The 19,916-nt window shown below is 66.4% G+C and carries 14 protein-coding genes; 9 read left to right on the top strand and 5 right to left on the bottom strand.

Annotated elements, in window-relative coordinates; translation table 11 throughout:
* Positions 1 to 55 precede the first annotated feature (55 nt).
* The 7 genes from DDT93_RS03175 (at position 56) to DDT93_RS03205 (ending at position 9,492) form a co-directional block, all read left to right on the top strand.
* Positions 56 to 1,315 (top strand): vWA domain-containing protein, encoded by a 1,260-nt coding sequence (locus DDT93_RS03175; protein ID WP_109464332.1) that lies wholly within the window; start codon positions 56 to 58, stop codon positions 1,313 to 1,315.
* Between the two features lie 105 nt (positions 1,316 to 1,420).
* Positions 1,421 to 3,136 carry an OmpA family protein gene (locus DDT93_RS03180; RefSeq protein WP_109464333.1) on the top strand — a complete coding sequence of 572 codons (1,716 nt, stop codon included), beginning with the start codon at positions 1,421 to 1,423 and terminating at the stop codon, positions 3,134 to 3,136.
* A 412-nt stretch (positions 3,137 to 3,548) separates the two neighbouring features.
* A complete protein-coding gene (locus DDT93_RS03185; protein WP_109464745.1) occupies positions 3,549 to 4,520 on the top strand; it encodes an XdhC family protein in 972 nt (323 codons plus the stop codon).
* Positions 4,517 to 5,518, top strand: coding sequence for a molybdopterin-binding protein (locus tag DDT93_RS03190; protein ID WP_109464334.1), 1,002 nt, complete (start codon positions 4,517 to 4,519; stop codon positions 5,516 to 5,518). The genes DDT93_RS03185 and DDT93_RS03190 overlap by 4 nt, the downstream gene beginning before the upstream one ends.
* 106 nt (positions 5,519 to 5,624) lie before the next feature.
* The gene (locus DDT93_RS03195) at positions 5,625 to 6,110 is read left to right on the top strand and encodes a (2Fe-2S)-binding protein (protein WP_109464335.1); all 486 of its coding nucleotides are present in this window, start codon (positions 5,625 to 5,627) and stop codon (positions 6,108 to 6,110) included.
* A gap of 123 nt (positions 6,111 to 6,233) precedes the next feature.
* On the top strand, positions 6,234 to 8,597 hold the full coding sequence (locus DDT93_RS03200; protein WP_109464336.1) for a xanthine dehydrogenase family protein molybdopterin-binding subunit: 2,364 nt from the start codon (positions 6,234 to 6,236) through the stop codon (positions 8,595 to 8,597).
* A 109-nt stretch (positions 8,598 to 8,706) separates the two neighbouring features.
* Positions 8,707 to 9,492 (top strand): FAD binding domain-containing protein, encoded by a 786-nt coding sequence (locus DDT93_RS03205; protein ID WP_109464337.1) that lies wholly within the window; start codon positions 8,707 to 8,709, stop codon positions 9,490 to 9,492.
* Positions 9,493 to 9,646: 154 nt separating this feature from the next.
* Here the strand turns inward: DDT93_RS03205 and DDT93_RS03210 are convergent, their stop codons facing one another.
* Together DDT93_RS03210 and hemB are read right to left on the bottom strand one after the other, a co-directional pair.
* Positions 9,647 to 10,222, bottom strand: a complete 576-nt coding sequence (locus DDT93_RS03210) for a lipid-binding SYLF domain-containing protein (RefSeq protein WP_109464338.1) — start codon at positions 10,220 to 10,222, stop codon at positions 9,647 to 9,649.
* A 163-nt stretch (positions 10,223 to 10,385) separates the two neighbouring features.
* Positions 10,386 to 11,384, bottom strand: coding sequence for a porphobilinogen synthase (gene hemB / locus DDT93_RS03215; protein ID WP_109464339.1), 999 nt, complete (start codon positions 11,382 to 11,384; stop codon positions 10,386 to 10,388).
* 116 nt (positions 11,385 to 11,500) lie between these two features.
* Here hemB and DDT93_RS03220 point away from each other — a divergent pair, with 116 nt between their 5' ends.
* Positions 11,501 to 12,022, top strand: a complete 522-nt coding sequence (locus tag DDT93_RS03220; RefSeq protein WP_109464340.1) for a component of SufBCD complex — start codon at positions 11,501 to 11,503, stop codon at positions 12,020 to 12,022.
* Positions 12,023 to 12,052: 30 nt separating this feature from the next.
* Entirely contained in the window at positions 12,053 to 15,505 is a 3,453-nt protein-coding gene (gene mfd / locus DDT93_RS03225) for a transcription-repair coupling factor (protein WP_109464341.1), read from the top strand.
* 582 nt (positions 15,506 to 16,087) lie between these two features.
* On the opposite strand, the gene DDT93_RS03230 is transcribed toward mfd, so the two are convergent.
* The 3 genes from DDT93_RS03230 to DDT93_RS03240 form a co-directional block, all read right to left on the bottom strand.
* A complete protein-coding gene (locus tag DDT93_RS03230; protein WP_109464342.1) occupies positions 16,088 to 16,726 on the bottom strand; it encodes a TetR/AcrR family transcriptional regulator in 639 nt (212 codons plus the stop codon).
* Between the two features lie 129 nt (positions 16,727 to 16,855).
* Positions 16,856 to 18,529 (bottom strand): tetratricopeptide repeat protein, encoded by a 1,674-nt coding sequence (locus DDT93_RS03235; protein WP_109464343.1) that lies wholly within the window; start codon positions 18,527 to 18,529, stop codon positions 16,856 to 16,858.
* Positions 18,530 to 18,595: 66 nt separating this feature from the next.
* Positions 18,596 to 19,810 carry an MFS transporter gene (locus tag DDT93_RS03240; protein WP_109464344.1) on the bottom strand — a complete coding sequence of 405 codons (1,215 nt, stop codon included), beginning with the start codon at positions 19,808 to 19,810 and terminating at the stop codon, positions 18,596 to 18,598.
* Positions 19,811 to 19,916: the final 106 nt, after the last annotated feature.

The following is a 19,916-nucleotide window of genomic DNA, read 5'->3' on the forward strand; positions in this document are numbered from 1 at the left end:
CCCGGGGGTCCGGGGGCAGGCAGCCCCCGGCGACGACCCGAACCAGAGGCGAGACATGCCGGAATACGCGCCCCTCGATCTGCCCGAGCACCCGAAGCTCGCCCAGAACATCCTGCATTTCGCGCGGGCGCTGCGGAAGGCCGGACTGCCGGTGGGGCCCGGGCGGGTGACCGATGCCATCCGCGCGGTCGAGGCGGCGGGGTTCACCGACCGGCGCGATTTCTACTGGGTGCTGCACGCCTGTTTCGTGAACCGGCCCGAGCATCGCGCGGTCTTTGCGCAGGTCTTCCGGCTCTACTGGCGCGATCCTCGCTTTCTCGAGCACATGATGGCGATGATGCTGCCCGCCGTGCGCGGGGTGCAGGAAGAGCGGGTCGCACAGGCGGCTGAGAAACGCGCGGCCGAGGCCCTGCTGGACGGCCACGCGCCCGACCTGCCCGAGGAGAGCGACGCGCGGGAGGAGGAGACGATGATCGAGGTCGACGCCTCGCTCACCATGTCTTCCGAGGAGCGCCTGCGCACCCTGGATTTCGAGCAGATGAGCACCGCCGAGATGGCGGCGGCCAAGCGGATGCTGGAGCGGCTGGAACTGCCGGTCAAACCGCTGCCGTCGCGCCGGGGCGAGCCTGCGGCGCTGGGGCGGCGGCTGGACTGGCGCGGCACCCTGCGCGGCGCCATGCGTCAGGGGGGCGAGATCCGCGACCTGAAGCACCTGCGGCCCAAACCCCGCTGGCCCAACCTCGTGGTGCTCTGCGACATCTCCGGGTCGATGAGCCAGTATTCGCGGGTGATCCTGCATTTCCTGCACGCGGTCTCGAACCGCAGGGGGCAGGGCTGGGCGAGGGTGCATGCCTTCACCTTCGGCACCCGGCTGACCAACATCACGCGCCATCTTGCCACGCGCGATGTCGATCAGGCGCTGCGGGCGGCGGGGGCCGAGGCGCAGGACTGGGAGGGCGGGACCCGGATCGGGGCCTGCCTGCACGCCTTCAACCGCGACTGGTCGCGCCGGGTCATGGGGCAGGGCGCGGTTGTGCTGCTGATCACCGACGGTCTGGATCGCGACGATCCTGACCAGCTTGCGCGCGAGATCGAGCGGCTGCACCTCTCGTCCCGACGTCTGATCTGGCTGAATCCGCTGCTGCGCTGGGATGGTTTCGCGCCGCGGGCGCGGGGCATCGCCGCGATGCTGCCGCACGTGGATTCCTTCCGCGCGGGCCATTCCATCGCTTCACTGGAAGACCTTGCGCGGGTGATCTCCCGCCGCGAGGACGCGGGCGAGAAGGCGCGGCTGATGGCGTTGCTGAACAGTTGAAGTAACATTTGTAATATCAATGTGTTGACCCTTGTATGCAACCGAATCCGGGTGCAGGTCGTTGTGTTGTCCAGACCGCGCAGGCGGCACAACGGAGGACCAGTTATGAAAAGGTTTCTGAAATCGTCGACGGCACTGGCGGTGACCCTGTCACTCGCCATTCCGCATGTCGCCATCGCACAGAGCCAGGCCGACGTCGACAAGCTGCGTCAGCAGCTCGAGGCACAGCAGGATCAGCAGGCTGAGGGTAACGCCGCAGCCGGGGAAGAGTTGCAGGCACAGGCCGCGGAAGACCAGCCCGAGAAGAAGACCAAGGAAGAGCGCAAGGCCGAGCGTAAGGCCGAACGCAAGGAACAGCGGCAGCAAGAGAAGGCCGCTCAAGCCGAGGCCGAGGCAGCTGCCGGTGCGAAGGCGACCGAGGAGTCTGCCGAGGCACCCGAGCCGAAGCCCGAGGCCGAGCAGCCGACGCAGGCCGACGCTGGTGCTGCCGAAAAGGCACCCGAAGCACAGTCTGCCCTGGGCGCGCCTGCTCAGGACAAGACCGCCGAGGAAAAGTCTGCCGAGACCACGGCATCCGAGCCGGTGAAGGCTGAAGCCGAGGCCGAGGTGAAGACCGAGTCCGCCGAGCCGAAACCCGCGGCGACCGCGGCGGTCGAGGATGGTGCAGACCAGACCAAGACCAAGGAAGAACGTCAGGCCGAGCGCAAGGCTGCGCGTCAGGCCGAGCGTGCCGAGGACGTGGAGAGCGCGCCCAAGCTCGACAGCCAGCAGCAGGCCGACCGCGCCGCGCGCCGTGAAGAGCGTCAGGCCGCAGCCGCTGCTGCCGCCGCCGGTGCTGAAGCCAAGGGCGAGGTCAAGACCGAGACCATCACCGAACAGGACGTGCGCCGCGCGGACGAGGAGTTCGCCAAGCCAGCCAATACCGTCAAGGACGATGACAGCGGCCTGTCCAACGTGGGCAAGGTGGCCTTGCTTGGCCTTGGCGCGCTGGCGGTGACCCAGCTGCTGAAGAACAACGACAAGGTCGTGAGCAATTCCGGCGACCGGATCGTGGTTCAGGGTGACGACGGCCTGCGCGTGCTCAAGGACGACGACGTGCTGCTGCGCCAGCCGGGCAGCCAGGTGCAGACCGAGCGCTTCAACGACGGCTCCACCCGCAGCTTCGTGACCTACGAGGACGGCAGCCGGGTCGAGACCATTCGCGCCGCCGATGGCCGGGTGCTGCGCCGCACGCGGATTATGCCCAACGGTCAACAGGTCGTCCTGTTTGACGATACCCGCTCGTTCCAGCCGGTGCAGGTCAGCGAATTGCCGACCTACCGCACCAACCAGGTGAACTATGGGCAAGGGGTGTCGCAGGACGATCTGCGCCTGGCATTGGCCGCGACGCAGGCTAACGAGATCGGGCGCACCTTCTCGCTCTCGCAGGTCCGTAACATTGACGCGGTGCGCCGCCTCGTGCCCGAGATCAACGTGAACAACGTGACCTTTGCCACGGGGTCCTCGGCGATCAACCCGGAGCAGGCGCAGCAGCTTGCCGCGCTCGGGTCCTCGATGCGCGAGGCGATCCGCGAGAACCCGGGCGACGTGTTCCTGATCGAAGGACACACTGACGCCGTGGGCACCGCGGGCAGCAACCTTGCCCTGTCGGACCGCCGGGCCGAGACGGTGGCGCTGGCGCTGACCCAGTACTTCCAGGTTCCGCCCGAGAACCTCGTGGTGCAGGGCTACGGCGAGTCGGACCTGAAGGTCGCGACCTCCTCCTCGGAGCGTGCCAACCGCCGGGTCGCGGTTCGCAACATCACACCGCTGCTGAACTGAGCGCGTCCCCCACGGGCAAGCGTTCAGCTTGGCAGAACACATCGGAAGGGCCGCGATCAACTCGCGGCCCTTTCTCGTGCGATTTGACCTATGTCATGTCGGACCTGTTGGCGATGCCCTAACTCTCTCCCTGCAAGTCACGAATTGGCAGGAACGGTGCATGGTCGCCGGGGGTACGGAGGGATCAGTCCCCTGGCACTGGTGAGTGGCGGACCATGTCGTCCGACCTGTCAAAGCCGCCGATCGAGGCGGCCACCCCGGGGAAAGAGAGGGCCCCGGATGAGCGTCTCCCGCGTGGTAAGGCGGAGGCGCGGGGGCGGGCCGGCGCCATGTGCAGCCGAGGCCCGCCCTATACAATTCCGGGGAGCGTGATTATCTCTGTGCGGTGGACGTCGCGCGCCGGGAGAAGATCATGGACCGTTTCGACAACAGCCCCGAAATCGCATTGCAGTGGCACAGGGATGGCGTCGGCGCGGCCCTCGCCACGGTGGTGGAGACCTGGGGCAGCGCCCCGCGCCGCATCGGGGCGCAGCTTGCCATCGGGGGCGACGGGCGCATCGAGGGCTCGGTCTCGGGGGGCTGCGTCGAGGGCGCGGTGATCGTCGAGGCGCTGGAAGCCATCGAGGATGGCGCGCACCGGATGCTGGAGTTCGGGGTCAGTGACGACGACGCCTTTGCCGTCGGTCTGGCCTGTGGCGGCACCATACGGGTGCTGGTCGAACCCATCGGCAGCGCGCTGCCCGAGGACCTGCTGGCCGAACTGGTCGCGGCGCGGGCCCGGCGAGAGCCGGTGGCTTACGAAGTTACGCTCGATACGGGTGTGCGGCGTCTGCTCCACGGCTCCTATCCCGAGCGGATGCGGATGGATCGTTCGGGGTTCGAGGAAGAGGGGCAGACCTTTGTCGCCGTCCACAATCCGCCGCTGCGCCTGATCGTGGTCGGCGCGGTTCATATTGCGCAGGCGCTGGTGCCGATGGCGCGCATTGCCGGATACGATCCGGCGGTGATCGACCCGCGCGAGGCCTTCGCCTCCGACGCGCGCTTTCCCGAGACCAAGCTGCTGCATGACTGGCCGGACGAGGCGGTGGCCCTGCTTGGTCTCGACTCGCGCACGGCACTGGTGTTGCTGACCCATGACCCCAAGCTCGACGACCCTGCGATCGAGGCGGCGCTGCGCTCGGGTGTGTTCTACATCGGCGCGCTGGGATCGACCCGCACGCACGCCAAGCGGGTGGAGCGCCTGAAGGCATCAGGGTTCAGCGAAGAGGAGATCGCGCGCATCCACGGCCCCGTCGGGCTCGACATAGGGGCCGCGAGCCCGGCCGAGATCGCCGTGTCGATCATCGCGCAGATGACCCAGGTCCTGCGCAAGGGGGCCGCATGAAATTCGGCCCCGTCCCGGTGGACGAAGCCGAAGGCGCGATGCTGGCCCACTCGGTCACGCTGGCCGGGCGGCGCCTGCGCAAGGGACAGGTCCTCACGGCCGAGCATGTCGCCGGGCTGAGGTCGGAGGGGATCAACGAGATCATTGTTGCGCGCGCCGATACAGGGGACCTTGACGAGAACGCGGCTGCCGGGCGGATCGCCGCGGCGCTGGTGCCCGAGCCGGAGGCGCAGGGGCTTCGGCTGACCGAGCCTTTCACCGGGCGGGTGAACCTGATTTCCGAGGGACCGGGCGTGGTCGAGATCGACGCCGCAGCCATTCACGCCCTGAACGCGGTGCACCCGATGGTGACGGTGGCGACGGTGCCGGAATGGCAGCAGGTCGGGCCGGGGCAGATGGTGGCAACGGTCAAGATCATTGCCTACGCGGTGCCGGAGGACGCGGTGTCTCGGGCCGGGGAACTGGCGTGCCGCGCGATCCGGCTGCGCGCGCCCGTGCACGTCAGCGCCGGGCTGGTGGTCACGGACATCCCGGGCGGACCGGACAACGCCAAGGGGATCGCCGCGATCCGGGACCGGCTGGCGGCGCTGGGGATCGAACTGGCCGATGTGCGCGAGGTGCCGCACGACACCGCGCAGCTGACACAGGCGCTGGCAGACCTCGGCGGCGAGCTCGCGCTGGTGCTGACCGGCTCTGCCACCTCGGACATGGACGACGTCGCCCCGAGCGCGGTACGTCGCGCAGGCGGGACCATCGAGCGCTTCGGCATGCCGGTCGACCCCGGCAACCTGCTCTTCCTCGGCGAGATAGGCGCGCGGCCGGTGATCGGACTGCCGGGATGCGCACGTTCGCCCGCGTTGAACGGCGCGGACTGGGTGCTGTCGCGGGTCGCCTGCGGCGTCGACGTCAGCAGCGCCGATATCGCGGCAATGGGCGTCGGTGGCCTGCTGAAGGAAATTCCGACCCGGCCGCAGCCCAGATCGGGACGCCGGGGCTGACCGGTATCGGTCTATCTATACCGGATTACAAAGAATCCTGTTCTCAAGCTTCGGGCGAAGTGATTTACTCGGCCCCGAAGGCATCAATCCGAAGGGAGAGACACTGATGACGAAAATCTCCATGAAAGTGAACGGCAAGGAGGTCAGCGGCGAGGTCGAAGGACGCACGCTGCTGGTGTCGTTCCTGCGAGATACGCTGGGGATGACCGGGACCCACGTGGGCTGTGACACGTCGCAGTGCGGCGCCTGCGTCGTTCATGTAGACGGGGCGGCGGTTAAGTCCTGCACCATGCTGGCCATGGAGGCCGAGGGTGCCGAGGTGGCGACCATCGAGGGCCAGGCCAATGCCGACGGCACCCTGAGCGTCGTTCAGCAGGCGTTCCAGGACCACCACGGTCTGCAGTGCGGGTTCTGCACGCCGGGCATGGTGATGAGCGCGACCGCGCTGCTGAAGGACAATCCGAAGCCCTCTGAGGCCGAGATCCGTCACTACCTCGAAGGCAACATCTGCCGTTGCACCGGGTATCACAACATCGTCAAGGCGATCCTGGCGGCCTCGGGCCAGCTGGAGGGAGCCATCGCAGCCGAATAACGGACCCCTCGACGCGCGCGGACTGCCTGACGAGGACACCTCGTTTGGGGTGGGGCGGTGCCGCAGGGCGGGAGGGCGACCAGCGCGCGGAGGGCGCGCGGAATTTCAGGGAGGAGTTTCCAAATGCCAAAGGACAGCGGCATCGGCGCCAGCAGCAAGCGGCGCGAGGACGTGCGGTTCCTGACCGGGGCCGGTAACTATACCGACGACATCAACATCCGGGGGCAGGCCTACGTCTATTTCCTGCGCTCCGACATTGCGCACGGGAAGATCAACAAGATCGACACCAGCGACGCCGAGGCCATGCCGGGCGTCGTTCGCATTTTCACGGGCAAGGATTTCGAGGGCGTCGGCGGGCTGCCCTGCGGTTGGCAGGTGACCGACCGCCACGGCCAGCCCATGCAGGAGCCGCCGCACCCGGTGCTGGCGCAGGGCAAGGTGCGCCACGTGGGCGACCCGATCGCCGCTGTCGTCGCGGACAGCGCGGCGCAGGCGCGGGATGCTGCCGAAGCCATCGTCGTCGACATCGAGGAACTGCCCGCCGTTATCGACATGAAGTCGGCGCTGAAGGACGGCGCGCCCAAGGTGCATGACGACCTGACCTCCAACCTCTGCTACGACTGGGGCTTCGTCGAGGACAACCGCGAGGCGGTCGACAAGGCGATCAAGGACGCCGCCCATGTCACTACTCTGGAGCTGAAGAACAACCGCCTTGTCGCCAACCCGATGGAGCCGCGCGTGGCCGTCGGCGATTTCGAGCGCGGCACCGGCAACTCGACGCTCTACACCACCTCGCAGAACCCCCACGTGATCCGCCTGCTGATGGGTGCCTTCGTTCTCGGCATTCCCGAGCACAAGCTGCGGGTTGTCGCGCCCGACGTGGGTGGTGGGTTCGGCACCAAGATCTTCCACTATGCCGAGGAAGCCTTCTGCACCTTCGCGGCCAAGGCGATCAACCGGCCCGTGAAGTGGACGGCGAGCCGGTCGGAGGCCTTCATCTCGGACGCCCATGGCCGTGACCACGTGACCAAGATCGAACTGGCGCTGGACAAGGACAACAACTTCACCGCCATCCGGACCGAGACCTACGCCAACATGGGCGCCTACCTGTCCACCTTTGCGCCCTCGGTGCCGACATGGCTGCACGGCACGCTGATGGCGGGGAACTACAAGACCCCGCTGATCTACGTGAACGTCAAGGCGGTCTTTACCAACACGGTGCCGGTGGATGCCTACCGTGGGGCCGGGCGGCCCGAGGCGACCTACCAGCTGGAGCGCGTCATCGACATGGCCGCGCGCGAGCTGGGGGTCGATCCGATCGCCCTGCGCCGTCAGAACTTCATCACCGAGTTCCCCTATGCCACCCCGGTGGCGGTGGAATATGACACCGGCGATTATCACGCGACGATGGACAAGCTGGAGCAGATTGCCGATATCGCGGGCTTTGCCGCGCGCCGCAAGGCGAGCGAGGCCAAGGGCAGGCTGCGCGGGCTCGGCATCAACTGCTACATCGAGGCCTGCGGCATCGCGCCGTCGAACCTCGTGGGTCAGCTCGGCGCGCGCGCCGGTCTCTACGAGAGTGCCACGGTGCGGGTCAACGCCACTGGCGGTCTGGTCGTGATGACCGGCAGCCACAGCCACGGGCAGGGGCACGAGACCGCCTTTCCGCAGGTGATCGCCGAGATGATCGGGATCGACGAGAGCATGGTCGAGATCGTCCACGGCGATACCGCCAACACGCCGATGGGCATGGGCACCTATGGCTCGCGCTCGATCGCGGTGGGCGGCTCGGCCATGGTGCGGGCGACCGAGAAGATCATCAACAAGTGCAAGAAGATCGCCGCGCACCTGATGGAGGCGAGCGAGGCCGATATCGAACTGAAGAACGGGGCGTTCAGCGTCGCGGGCACCGACAAGTCGGTGGCCTGGGGCGATGTCTGCCTTGCCGCCTACGTGCCGCACAACTACCCGCTGGAAGACATTGAGCCGGGGCTGGAGGAGACGGCCTTCTACGACCCGGCGAACTTCACCTATCCCTCGGGCGCCTATGCCTGCGAGGTGGAGGTCGACCCGGACACCGGCCGCGTGACCATCGAGCGGATGATGGCGGCCGATGATTTCGGCAACCTGATCAACCCGATGATCGTCTCGGGCCAGGTGCACGGCGGTCTGGCGCAGGGGATCGGGCAGGCGCTGCTCGAGAACTGCGTCTACGACGAGAACGGCCAGCTGCTCTCGGCAAGCTACATGGACTACGCCATGCCGCGCGCCGGGGATGTGCCGAGCTTCGAGATCGACCATTCGGCCTGCACGCCCTGCACCCACAACCCGCTGGGCGTGAAGGGCTGCGGCGAGGCCGGGGCGATCGGTTCGCCGCCGGCCGTGGTGAACGCGGTGATCGACGCGCTCAACTCGGGCGGCAAGAAGGTTGCGCATATCGACATGCCCATGAGCCCGGCACGGGTCTGGGCGGCCATGCAGGGGTAAGTCTTTTTCCGGCGTCGGCTCTTGCGGTCGGCGCCGGAAAGATGAGTATTTGCAAAGAGAAGAAATGAGGGGCCCCGCGCTCCGCATTCCTCCCGAAAGGAGAGATGGGATGTATGAATTCGAATTCGTGAAGCCGACCACCGTGGCCGATGCCGTGGCGGCGCTCGGCGAGGAAGAGGCACAGGCGCTCGGCGGTGGCCAGACGCTGATCCCGACGCTGAAGCAGCGGCTGGCGATGCCCGCCACCCTGGTGAGCCTGACCGGCATCGCCGAGATGAAGGGCGTCAAGGCCGAGGGCGGCACGGTCACCATCGGTGGCGGCACCACCCACGGCACCGTGGCCAAGGAGGCCGCCTCGGCCTATCCGGCGCTAGCCGCGCTGGCCTCCAATATCGGCGATCCGGCGGTGCGCAACCGCGGCACCATAGGCGGCAGCCTTGCCAACAACGACCCCTCGGCCTGCTACCCGGCGGCGGCGCTGGCGTCCGGCGCCACCATCGTGACCAGCTCGCGCGAGATCGCGGCCGACGACTACTTCCAGGGCATGTTCACCACCGCGCTCGAGGATGGCGAGATCGTCACTGCGGTGCGTTTTCCGGTGCCCGAGAAGGCGGCCTACATCAAGTTCGAGCAGCCCGCGTCGCGCTTTGCGCTGGTCGGTGTGTTCGTGGCCAAATACGCGGACGGCGTCCGCGTTGCGGTGACCGGCGCCTCGGAAGAGGGCGTGTTCCGCTGGAGCGAAGCCGAGGCCGCGCTGTCCGCGAACTTCTCGGCTGCGGCGCTCGAAGGGCTCTCCGTCCCGGCGGATGGGATGATCGGCGACCTGCACGGCTCCAAGGAATACCGCGCGCACCTCGTGGGCGTGCTGACCAAAAGGGCGGTCGCCGCCGCCTGATAGACGGCCCTGAAACGAAGAAGGCCCCGCTCTTGTGGGGCCTTTTGACTTTCTGAAACCACTGATTTCTTTGGGTTCCAAGTATCCCGGGGAGCGCGAGGGGCTGGCCCCTCGCTCTGCCATCTGCCAGGGGCGCCGGCCCTCCGGCCCCGGCTCAGGGAATGATCCGCGTGTACTTGGTGCCTTCCAGCGTAGCGCCGACGCGCAGGCCTGCGCGGCCGAAGACGGCGGCCAGCACGGGCGAGCGCAGCGTGGTGGTGTCGGCGGCCACGGAGTCACCCATGTCGCGCAGCACGTATTCGAGGTCGCCGCCGGCGGCCCAGCCGGACGAGCGGCGGAAGTCGATCAGCGCGTCATTGGTCATGAAGAACAGGACGTGAGCGTATTGCTGCGCCCCGATCTGAAGCCCTGCGCTGGCCTTGGTGGTCGAGTAGTAGTCGACCGTCACCCCGTTGACCCGCAGCGCGCCTTGCCCGTAGGCGCCGCCGATCCACAGGCCCGCCTCGGTGACCAGTGGCATCACCAGCATGCCGGTGGCCTTCTGCGCGAGGTCGCGGGTGTTGGGGTACTGGGTGTACATCTCGTTCAGCGTCGCATCGACCCGCGCGTCGATCCTCGCGGCATTGTCGCTGCCGACGCCGTTGCCGCAGGCGGCGGTTGCGGCCAAACCTGCAAGTGCGGTCAAGGTGAAGGCCCGGCGCCCGAGCCGGGAAGCGTTCGCATTGTTCATGGTTTGTCGCCTGTGTAACTGCTGCATATGGTCGGTTTGCCCGGCCTTGTCCCAAGATATACGCGGATCCTTGCCGCCTGTCACCCTGTGAGGCGCCCGATTCGGCAGGAAATCGCTATTGTTTCCGGGGGCTGGCCGGGACAGGCCCGGCCGGCCGCCCGTATCAGCCGTTCAGAAGCTTGGCGGCCTCGGGGGCGAAGTAGGTGAGCACACCGTTGCAGCCGGCCCGCTTGAAGCCCAGCAGGCTCTCCATCATGATCTTCTCGCCGTCGATCCAGCCGTTCTGCGCCGCCGCCTGGATCATCGCGTATTCGCCGCTGACCTGGTAGGCGAAGGTCGGTACGCCGAAGCTGTCCTTCACCCGGCGGATGATGTCGAGGTAGGGCGTGCCGGGCTTGACCATCACCATGTCGGCGCCCTCGCGCAGGTCGCGTTCGATCAGGCGCAGGGCCTCGTCGGAATTGGCCGGGTCCATCTGGTAGGTCTTCTTGTCGCCGGTCAGCGCGCCGCTGGCGCCCACCGCGTCACGGAAGGGGCCATAGTAGGCGCTGGCATATTTGGCGGAGTAGCTGAGGATCATCACGTTCTGGTAGCCCTCCTGCTCGAGAGCCGTGCGCATGGCGCCGATCCGGCCGTCCATCATGTCAGAGGGGCCGATGATGTCGGCGCCGGCCTGGGCTTGGGCGAGCGTCATGCGCACCAGCGCCTCGACCGTGCGGTCATTCACGATCTCGCCATTCACCACGTATCCGTCATGGCCGTTGATGTTGTAGGGGTCGAGCGCCACGTCGGTCATCACCGCCATATCGGGCACTGCGTCCTTCACCGCGCGGATGGCGCGGTTGGCGATGTTGTCGGGGTTCCAGGCCTCGGCGCAGTCCTCTGTCCGCGCTTCCAGCGGCGTGTAGGGAAAGATGCAGATGGCGGGGATGCCAAGCGCGTGAGCCTCCTTCGCAGCCTCGGCGATCTTGTCGACGCTGCGGCGGTAGACGCCGGGCATCGAGGCGACTGGCTCGATCTCACCCTTGCCCTCGCGGACGAAGACCGGCCAGATCAGGTCTTCGACCGACAGCAGGTTCTCGCGGGTCAGCCCGCGCAGGGCCGGGGTCCGCCGGGCGCGGCGCAGGCGGGTGTGGGGGAAGGGCGCGACTGTGGGTTTCATGACACGGTCTCCTTGCACATTTCAGCATTGGGTGGCATGGATTGCCGACCCCCACAAGAGTGTCAATCGCCGCAATTCATCGCGGTCGGGGCAAATGGACATAAAGGGCAGTACGGGTGGATTGGTACGACTCGATTTTCGAGCTGATCGACATGCGGTCGTTCTCGAACCTGTGGTTCTGGATTGCGCTGGCGGTGGTCTGGTCGACGACCAGCCATTGGGTGTTGGGCGTTCCCTTCGACATGGTCCAGCGCGCCCGGCGGCAGGGTGGTCAGGCCGAGGCTGACCTCGAGGACATCACCCGCGTCAACGTGAACCGGCTGCTCTATATCGCGCATGTGTCCGGGCTGTGGCTGCTGGCCTTCGGATGCTTCATCCTCACGGGGCTCGGCATGCTCGGGTTCTTCTACGGGATCGAGTTTGCCCAGGCGCTGTTCCTGCTCGGGTTCCCGATGTCGATCGTCGGGATGCTGAGCATGCGGACCGCGCGCCGCATCGCGATGGAAGAGGCGCAGGGCGAACAGCTGCGCAAGCGCCTGACGCGGCACCGGATCGTGACGCAGATGATCGGGACGCTCGCGATCTTTGTCACCGCGCTGTGGGGGATGTATCAGAACCTTTCGATCGGGGTGCTCTGACCTCGCCGAACCCGATCAAGGAAACGACGTATGACGGCACCGGAACACATCACTGTCGGCGGGGCCCCGGAGGGGTTTGACGCCCGGCTGATCCTCGACGAGATCGAGAAGCGCGGGGCGCCCGTGCTGCATATCGCGCGCGATGACAAGCGGATGGCGGCGATGGCCGCGGCGCTGGCCTTCTTTGCGCCCGACATGCCGGTGCTGACCTTCCCCGCCTGGGATTGCCTGCCCTACGACCGCGTATCGCCCAACGCAGATATCTCGGCGGCGCGGATGGCGACGCTGGCGGCGCTGGTGCACACCATGCCCAAGCGGTTCGTGCTGCTGACCACGCTGAACGCGGCAACCCAGCGAGTGCCGGCGCGCGAGGTTCTGCGCGAGGCGGCCTTCAGCGCGCGGGTGGGGCATCGGGTCGACGAGGAGGCGCTGCGCAACTTCCTCGTCCGCATGGGCTTTACCCAGAGCCCGACGGTGATGGAGCCGGGCGACTATGCGATCCGGGGCGGCATCATCGACATCTATCCGCCGGGCGAGAGCGGGCCGGTGCGTCTCGACCTGTTCGGGGACGTGCTGGATGGCGCGCGGCGGTTCGATCCGGCAACCCAGCGGACGACGGAAAAGCTGGAAGTGGTGGAACTGGCGCCGGTCTCGGAGGTGATCCTCGACGAGGCTGCGATCACCCGCTTCCGCCAGACCTATCGTATCGAGTTCGGCGCGGCGGGCACCGACGATCCGCTGTATGAGGCGGTCAGTGCCGGGCGCAAGCATCAGGGCATCGAGCACTGGTTGCCGTTCTTCCACGAGAAGCTGGAGACGCTGTTCGACTATCTGCCGGGCGCGACGATCACGCAGGACGACCAGACCACGCCGACGCGGCTGGCCCGGTGGGAGAGCGTTGCGGACCAGTACGAGACGCGGCGGCTGGCGATGGCGCAGAAGTCGCGGCTGGACAGCGTCTACAAGCCGGCGCCTCCGGGGCTGTTGTACCTCGACGAGGCCGCGTGGGACAAGGCGGTGTGGGATCACCGCATCCTGAAGTTCCATCCGCTGGCGCAGGCGTCGGGTCCCGGCGTGATCGACGCGGGCGGGCGCATCGGGCGCAATTTCTCGCCCGAGAGACAGCAGGAAAGCATCAGCCTTTTCGGTGCCTTGGCGGATCATGTTCGCAAACGACTCGAAGCCGGACCGGTGGTGGTGGCCTCCTATTCCGAGGGCGCGCGCGAGCGGCTTTCGGGGTTGATCGAGGATGAGGGTCTGGCCGAGACCATCGAGATTTCCAACGGCACGCGGATCGGCAAGCGCGGTCTGCACCTCGCGGTCTGGGCGCTGGAGCATGGCTTCGAGACGCCGGGATTGACGGTGATCTCGGAGCAGGATGTGCTGGGCGACCGGCTGATCCGGTCGACCAAGAAGAAGCGCAAGGCCGAGAACTTCCTGACCGAGGCTCAGTCGCTGTCGCCCGGCGACCTCGTGGTGCACGTCGATCACGGGATCGGGCGGTATAAGGGGCTGGAGGTGATCACCGCAGCGGGTGCGGCGCATGAATGCTTGCTGCTGGAATACGCCGAGGACGCGCGGCTGTACCTGCCGGTCGAGAACATCGAACTGTTGTCGAAGTACGGCCACGACGAGGGGCTGCTGGACCGGCTCGGCGGCGGGGCATGGCAGGCCAAGAAGGCGCGGCTGAAGGAACGTATCCGCGAGATGGCGGACCGGCTGATCCGGGTCGCGGCCGAACGGGCGCTGCGCACGGCGCCGGTCCTGGAGGCCGAGCACCATGCCTGGGAGGCCTTCTCGGCCCGCTTCCCCTACGAGGAGACAGAGGACCAGCTTCGGGCCATCGGTGACGTGCTGGGCGACATGGCCTCGGGCAATCCGATGGACCGGCTGATTTGCGGCGACGTCGGCTTTGGCAAGACAGAGGTCGCCATGCGGGCGGCCTTTGTCGCCGCCATGTCGGGCGTGCAGGTTGCCGTCATCGCGCCGACCACGTTGCTGGCGCGGCAGCACTATGCGAGCTTTGCCGAGCGCTTCCGTGGGTTCCCGGTGAACGTGCGCCAGTTGAGCCGTTTCGTGAGCGCGAAGGATGCGCAGCAGACGCGCGACGGGGTCTCGCGCGGCGAGGTGGATATCGTGATCGGCACCCACGCGCTGCTGGCCAAGGGCATCCGGTTCAAGAACCTCGGTCTGCTGATCATCGACGAGGAGCAGCATTTCGGGGTGTCACACAAGGAGCGGCTGAAACAGCTGCGCTCGGACATTCACGTTTTGACGCTGACGGCGACGCCGATCCCGCGGACGCTGCAGCTGTCGCTCTCGGGCGTGCGGGACCTGTCGATCATCGGGACACCGCCGGTCGACCGGCTGGCGATCCGCACCTACGTGAGCGAGTTCGATGCGGTGACCATCCGCGAGGCGCTGCTGCGCGAGCACTATCGCGGCGGGCAAAGCTTCTACGTGGTGCCGCGCATCACCGATCTCCCGGAGATCGAGGAGTTCCTGAAGGAGCAACTGCCGGAACTGACCTACGTCATTGCGCATGGGCAGATGGCGCCGGGCGAACTCGATGACCGGATGAATGCCTTTTACGACGGCAAGTACGACGTGCTGCTGGCGACGACCATCGTGGAGTCGGGCCTCGATATCCCGACCGCCAACACGATGGTGGTGCACCGGGCGGACATGTTCGGGCTGGCGCAACTCTACCAGATCCGGGGGCGCGTGGGCAGGTCCAAGACCCGCGCCTATGCCTACCTGACCACCAAGCCGCGTGCCAAGCTGACCGACACCGCCGAGAAGCGGCTTCGCGTGCTGGGCTCGCTCGATACGCTGGGGGCCGGGTTTACGCTCGCCAGCCAGGACCTCGACATTCGCGGTGCGGGCAACCTGCTGGGCGAGGAACAGTCGGGCCAGATGCGCGACGTGGGCTACGAGCTGTACCAGTCGATGCTGGAGGAGGCGATTGCCAAGATCCGGGCCGGGGAAATGGACGGGCTGGCCGAGGTGGACGACCAGTGGGCGCCGCAGATCAATCTGGGCGTACCGGTGCTGATCCCCGAGGAGTACGTGCCCGACCTCGACGTGCGTCTGGGGCTCTATCGGCGCCTCTCGTCGCTTTCGACCAAGGTGGAACTGGAAGGGTTCGCCGCCGAGCTGATCGACCGGTTCGGCAAGCTGCCACGCGAGGTGAACACGCTGTTGTTGGTGGTGCGGATCAAGGCCATGTGCAAACGCGCCGGGATCTCCAAGCTCGACGGCGGGCCCAAGGGCGCGACGATCCAGTTTCACAACGACAAGTTCGCCAATCCGCAGGGGCTGGTGGAGTTCATCCAGGACCAGAAGGGCCTCGCCAAGGTCAAGGACAACAAGATCGTGGTGCGGCGCGACTGGAAGAACGACGGCGACAAGATCAAGGGGGCCTTTGCCATCGCGCGGGACCTGGCCGAGAAGGTCGTGGAAGCCAAGAAGGCGAAGGGCTGAGAAAGTCTCTCCGGCGCGCGCACTCACAACACGCGCCGGAGACGGGCTTGCGCCCTAGGACCGCCTGCGCGCCGCAACCGACCGATCCGGAACCGCAAACGGCAGCCGGGACGGGATTGACGGTGGTACCGGGGCCACCGGGCTGGGCGTTTCGGCGAAAGCATTGTCTTCAAATGTAATTCTGTCGGCTGCCACGACACTCCCCGCGGCAGCCGACAGCGATTGCACCATGGTGGACGCAAGGTGACTTCCGTACATCTTGGTGATCCCCCTCGAAAAAATATCGTCATGAAAATAGCGTGCTGGGGCAGCAAACCGGCGGCGCCACCGTCCTGTCAACGCTGGCGTTCGCCGGTTTTCGGCGCGCAAACACGCGGAACGGGAAAGCCGGAGTGGCCCGTTCACCCGGCCGGGAAAATCCGAGCTGACCTTGGGCAGTCAGTGCAAATTCACGGATGACAGGACGGTAAGTTTTTCATTCCGAAAAATCGGGAAGCGGCCCGTTTCGGCGGGTTCACGCCTGAATTCCGCGTCGCATTAGCGAATCGACGGGTGCGCTACCGCCTCTCAAACAACGCAGGTCTAACGGGAACGCGCCCAGGGCCGCTCGATGACGGGCACGTCGGAGGAATCCTCGACATAGGACTGGATCAACCGGTCGAAGGCGCGCCGGGCGAGCCTGCTGTGATCGCGCGTGTGGCCGAGGCTTGCAACGAAACTCCAGTGGGCGTGCATCATCGAGACGAACATGAAGGACAGTTCCTCGCAGGCGGCGCTGCCGAGGTCGGGGTAGGCGATCTTGAGCTCGTGGACGATGACCTGGCCGAGGATCTTGTACTGGTCGCACATCCGCTCCTTCAGTTGGGGGCAACCGACGGAATAGGCGATCATCGCATCGTAGGTCTCGAGGTTGACCGGCATGGGATGGGTCTCGGCAAGGTCAAAGAAGAAATCGAGGAAGAACTTCAGCCGTTCGACCTTGCCGACCTTCACGATGCCATCCACCAGCGTGTCGCGGTAGCTGCCGCCAAGGTGGTCGCAGAGATCGCAGACCATCGAGTCCAGATCGGCGTAGTAGTAGCGGACCAGTTGCCGCGACAGTCCCGCCTCCAGCGCGACGTTCTCGAAGGATAGCGCTTGCAGGCCCTTGGTGCTCAGCAGGGTCGCCGTGGCCTCCAGGATCTGGGTCTTCTTGGATGGGGTTTGTTCGCCCGTGGTCAAATTCCCGACTCCCTTACCCTCTCAAATACGCAGGGTCCGAATTGGGGCGGGAGTGTAGAGAAACGCGGCGGTCTTGGGAACAATCGAGGTTCCGTCGACCGCCGGATCTGGTTGGCGCGGGTGCGCTGACTATTTCGCGGCGCAGCAGGCCTTCATCGCGGCTTGCGCGCAAAAGCAGGAGGCGCCGACAGCGCGGTCGGCCCGGGCCAGCGCGAGGTCGAGGCGCAGCTTGATCTGCCGCAGTTCCTCGCTGTCGCCCTTCTTCTGAAGGCAGTCGTGCAGTCCCTTGAGGCTCCACACATTGTCCGGGTGCACCGTTGCGCGGCTCAGTTGCCCGCCCAGCCCGAGATCCTCTCGGTAGGCCTGTTCCGCCTCTGCTACGTGCCCCTGTTCGAAAAGCAGCGCGCCAAGGGCATGGCGCACCGGCTGCATCCAGCCCCAGGGTTCGTCGTAGGGCAGGTTGTCTTCCAGCGCGACGGCGCGGCGCAGGTCGGCGAAGGCGACATCGTAGTTGGCCTTGCGGTACTCGATCTCGCCCCGCAACATCGCCTTGGCGACCTCCAGCAGATCGCGCACGGTATTGTTGTGCAGCAGACGGGCTTCCGGCACGAGGGCCGCGGCCTGCAGGAACTCCTGCTCGGCGGCCTCGGCCTCGGCAACCTGTCCCAGCGCGGCATGACCGAGGGCGCGCGCGTAGAGCGTGTTGGCCGTCAGCGTCTTCCAGAGCCCGCGATCTTCGGGCAGAGGCGCGTCGATGCACTCCTGCCAGCGGCCGAAGCGGACGAGTACATGGGGCTTCATCGCCATGTAAGCCTCGAAGTAATCCGCCATCGGCGGGCTCTCGATCCTGAGCGCCTCTTCCGGCACCGTGTCGAACATGCCCTGTACGGCGTCGAGCGCGGGCTGCATCTGGCCGAGGAACAGCGCGCCGTAGATCACGAAGTGATAGTCGTGGAGGCGGTAGCCCATGTAGAAGTTCAGCGCGCCCTCGCGTTCGTAGTACTTGAGGTCTGCCTTGATCGCCGCCTCGTTCCAGTGAACGACGTCGTGGTAGTTGCCGCAGAGCACGTCGATATGGGTGGGCATGTGCACGAGGTGCCCGGCGTCGGGCACAAGGGTGCGCAGCACATCGGCAGCCTTCAGGGCCTTCTCGGGGAAGGGCGACATCTCCATCAGGTGCACGTAGAGGTGCAGCAGGCCGGGGTGGCTCATGGCACCGGGCTGACCGTTCAGCGCCTCTTCCAGCAGGGCTTGCGCCTCGAGCGTGAGGGCGCCCTCTGCCGGGCAGGCGTTGGGCAGGTCCCACATCAGCCAAGGGGTGAGGTTCATCATCGCCTCGACCGCGACCGAGCGGATGTCCATGTGGTCGGGGTGCGCGCGGAGGGCGGTGCGCATGACCTCGACATAGGCGCGATTCCACGGCTCCATGTCGTCGATCAGCGTGCGTTGCGGGTATCGCGCGGTGAGAGTGCGGATCAGCGCCTGTTCGGGGGGCGTCAGCCCCTCGACCCGCGCGAGCGCTTCCTGCGTGGCGTCGAAGGCGGTTGCCAGCGCTTCGGCGCGGCTCCGTTCGTCGTAGAGATGCCAGGGCATGTTGTAGTTCGGGCCCGCGGCATAGGCGATGCCCCAATAGGCCATGGCGCAGTCGGGGTCATGCTCCAGCGCCTTGCGATAGCAGGCGACGGCCTCTTCGTGGTTGAAGCCGTAGGTCCAGTTCAGCCCGCGATCGAACCAGATCTGTGCCTCTGGCGAGGGGGTGGAGATTGCGAGGCTGTAGGTCCCCAGATCGTAGCCATAGCCCATGTCGTATCTCCCAGATTGGCGTGCAAAAATCCTAACCCAACCGATCCGAAACGCCAAACCCGAGGTCTAGGTGGCGGGCGCGGTCTTGATCCGCTCCAGCCGCCGCATCCGCAGCATCAGCAGGAACCCGAGCAGGGAAAAGACGAAGATACCCGCGGCGAGGGGCCGGATGGTGCCGTTGAACATCAGCCCGATGGGCGAGGCGATGACAGCCGCAAGCACGGTCGAGATCGCGCCGATCACCGAGGCGGCCATGCCGGCGATGTGCCCGACCGGTTCCATGGCGAGGGCGTTCAGGTTGCCAAGCGCGGTGCCGACCATGAAGAAGACCGAGGCCTGCCAGAACACGAAGAGCCCGAAGCTGGCCGCATCGGAGAGGTCCGAATGGCTGGCGATGATCATCAGGCCGGAGACCAGCAGCTGGAAGCTGATGGTCCATGTGACCAGCTTGCGCATGCCCAGACGCATCACCAGCGCGGCGTTCAGGAAGCTGGCGCTGGCGGTCACCACGGCGACTGCGGCGAACCAGAAGGGAAACTCGTCGGCCCGGTGGTAGAGCTGGTCATAGACCGGCTGCACCGAGGAGATCATGGCAAACATGATGGCCATGCAGAGCGTCTGGACCGTGATCGACAGGCGCACCATCTGGATGCCCATCATCTCCTTCACCGCATCCAGCATCAGCGGCAGGCGGAAGGGGCGGCGGCGCTCGGCAGGCAGCGGCTCGGGCAGGCGCATGGTCATCCAGATCGTCGAGACGGCCGAGAAAAGGATGAAGGCGATGAAGATCGACCGCCACCCGGCGACGGCGATGATGCCGGTGCCGATCAGCGGCGCGAAGGCGGGGAAGACCACGAAGATCATCATCACGATAGAGAGCATGCGCGCCATCGTGCGCCCGGAATGCAGGTCGCGCATGATGGCAATCGAGACGACACGGGGACCGGAGGCGCCGAGGCCCTGCGCGAAACGGGTCAGCAGCAGCAGGTCGAGGGAGTCGGCCAGCGTCGAGACGAAGGCCGCGACGACGTAGACGGCGCAGCCCGCAATGATCACCGGTTTGCGGCCGAAGGCGTCTGACAGCGGCCCCACGAAGAAGGTGCCCAGCCCCATGCCCGCCACGAAGGCGGTGACAACCAGCTGGGCGCGGTTGATCGCGTCCGGGCTCAGCTCGCCGGCGATTTCGGGCAGGGCCGGCAGCATGGCATCGACCGAGAAGGCGACCGTCGCCATCATCATGGCGGTCATGGCGATAAACTCGGGGCGGGAGATACTGGTCATGTGGGGATCCTTCTACACGCCGCCGGTAACACGAAGGTCAGGGGGGACCAAGGTGTGAAGCTAACAGAGAGATGTGTGAATTTGCACAAACCCCTTCCTGACCTGT

The sequence above is a fragment of the Albibacillus kandeliae genome, from assembly GCF_003116585.1.
In the GTDB taxonomy this organism is placed as follows: Bacteria; Pseudomonadota; Alphaproteobacteria; order Rhodobacterales; family Rhodobacteraceae; genus Albibacillus; species Albibacillus kandeliae.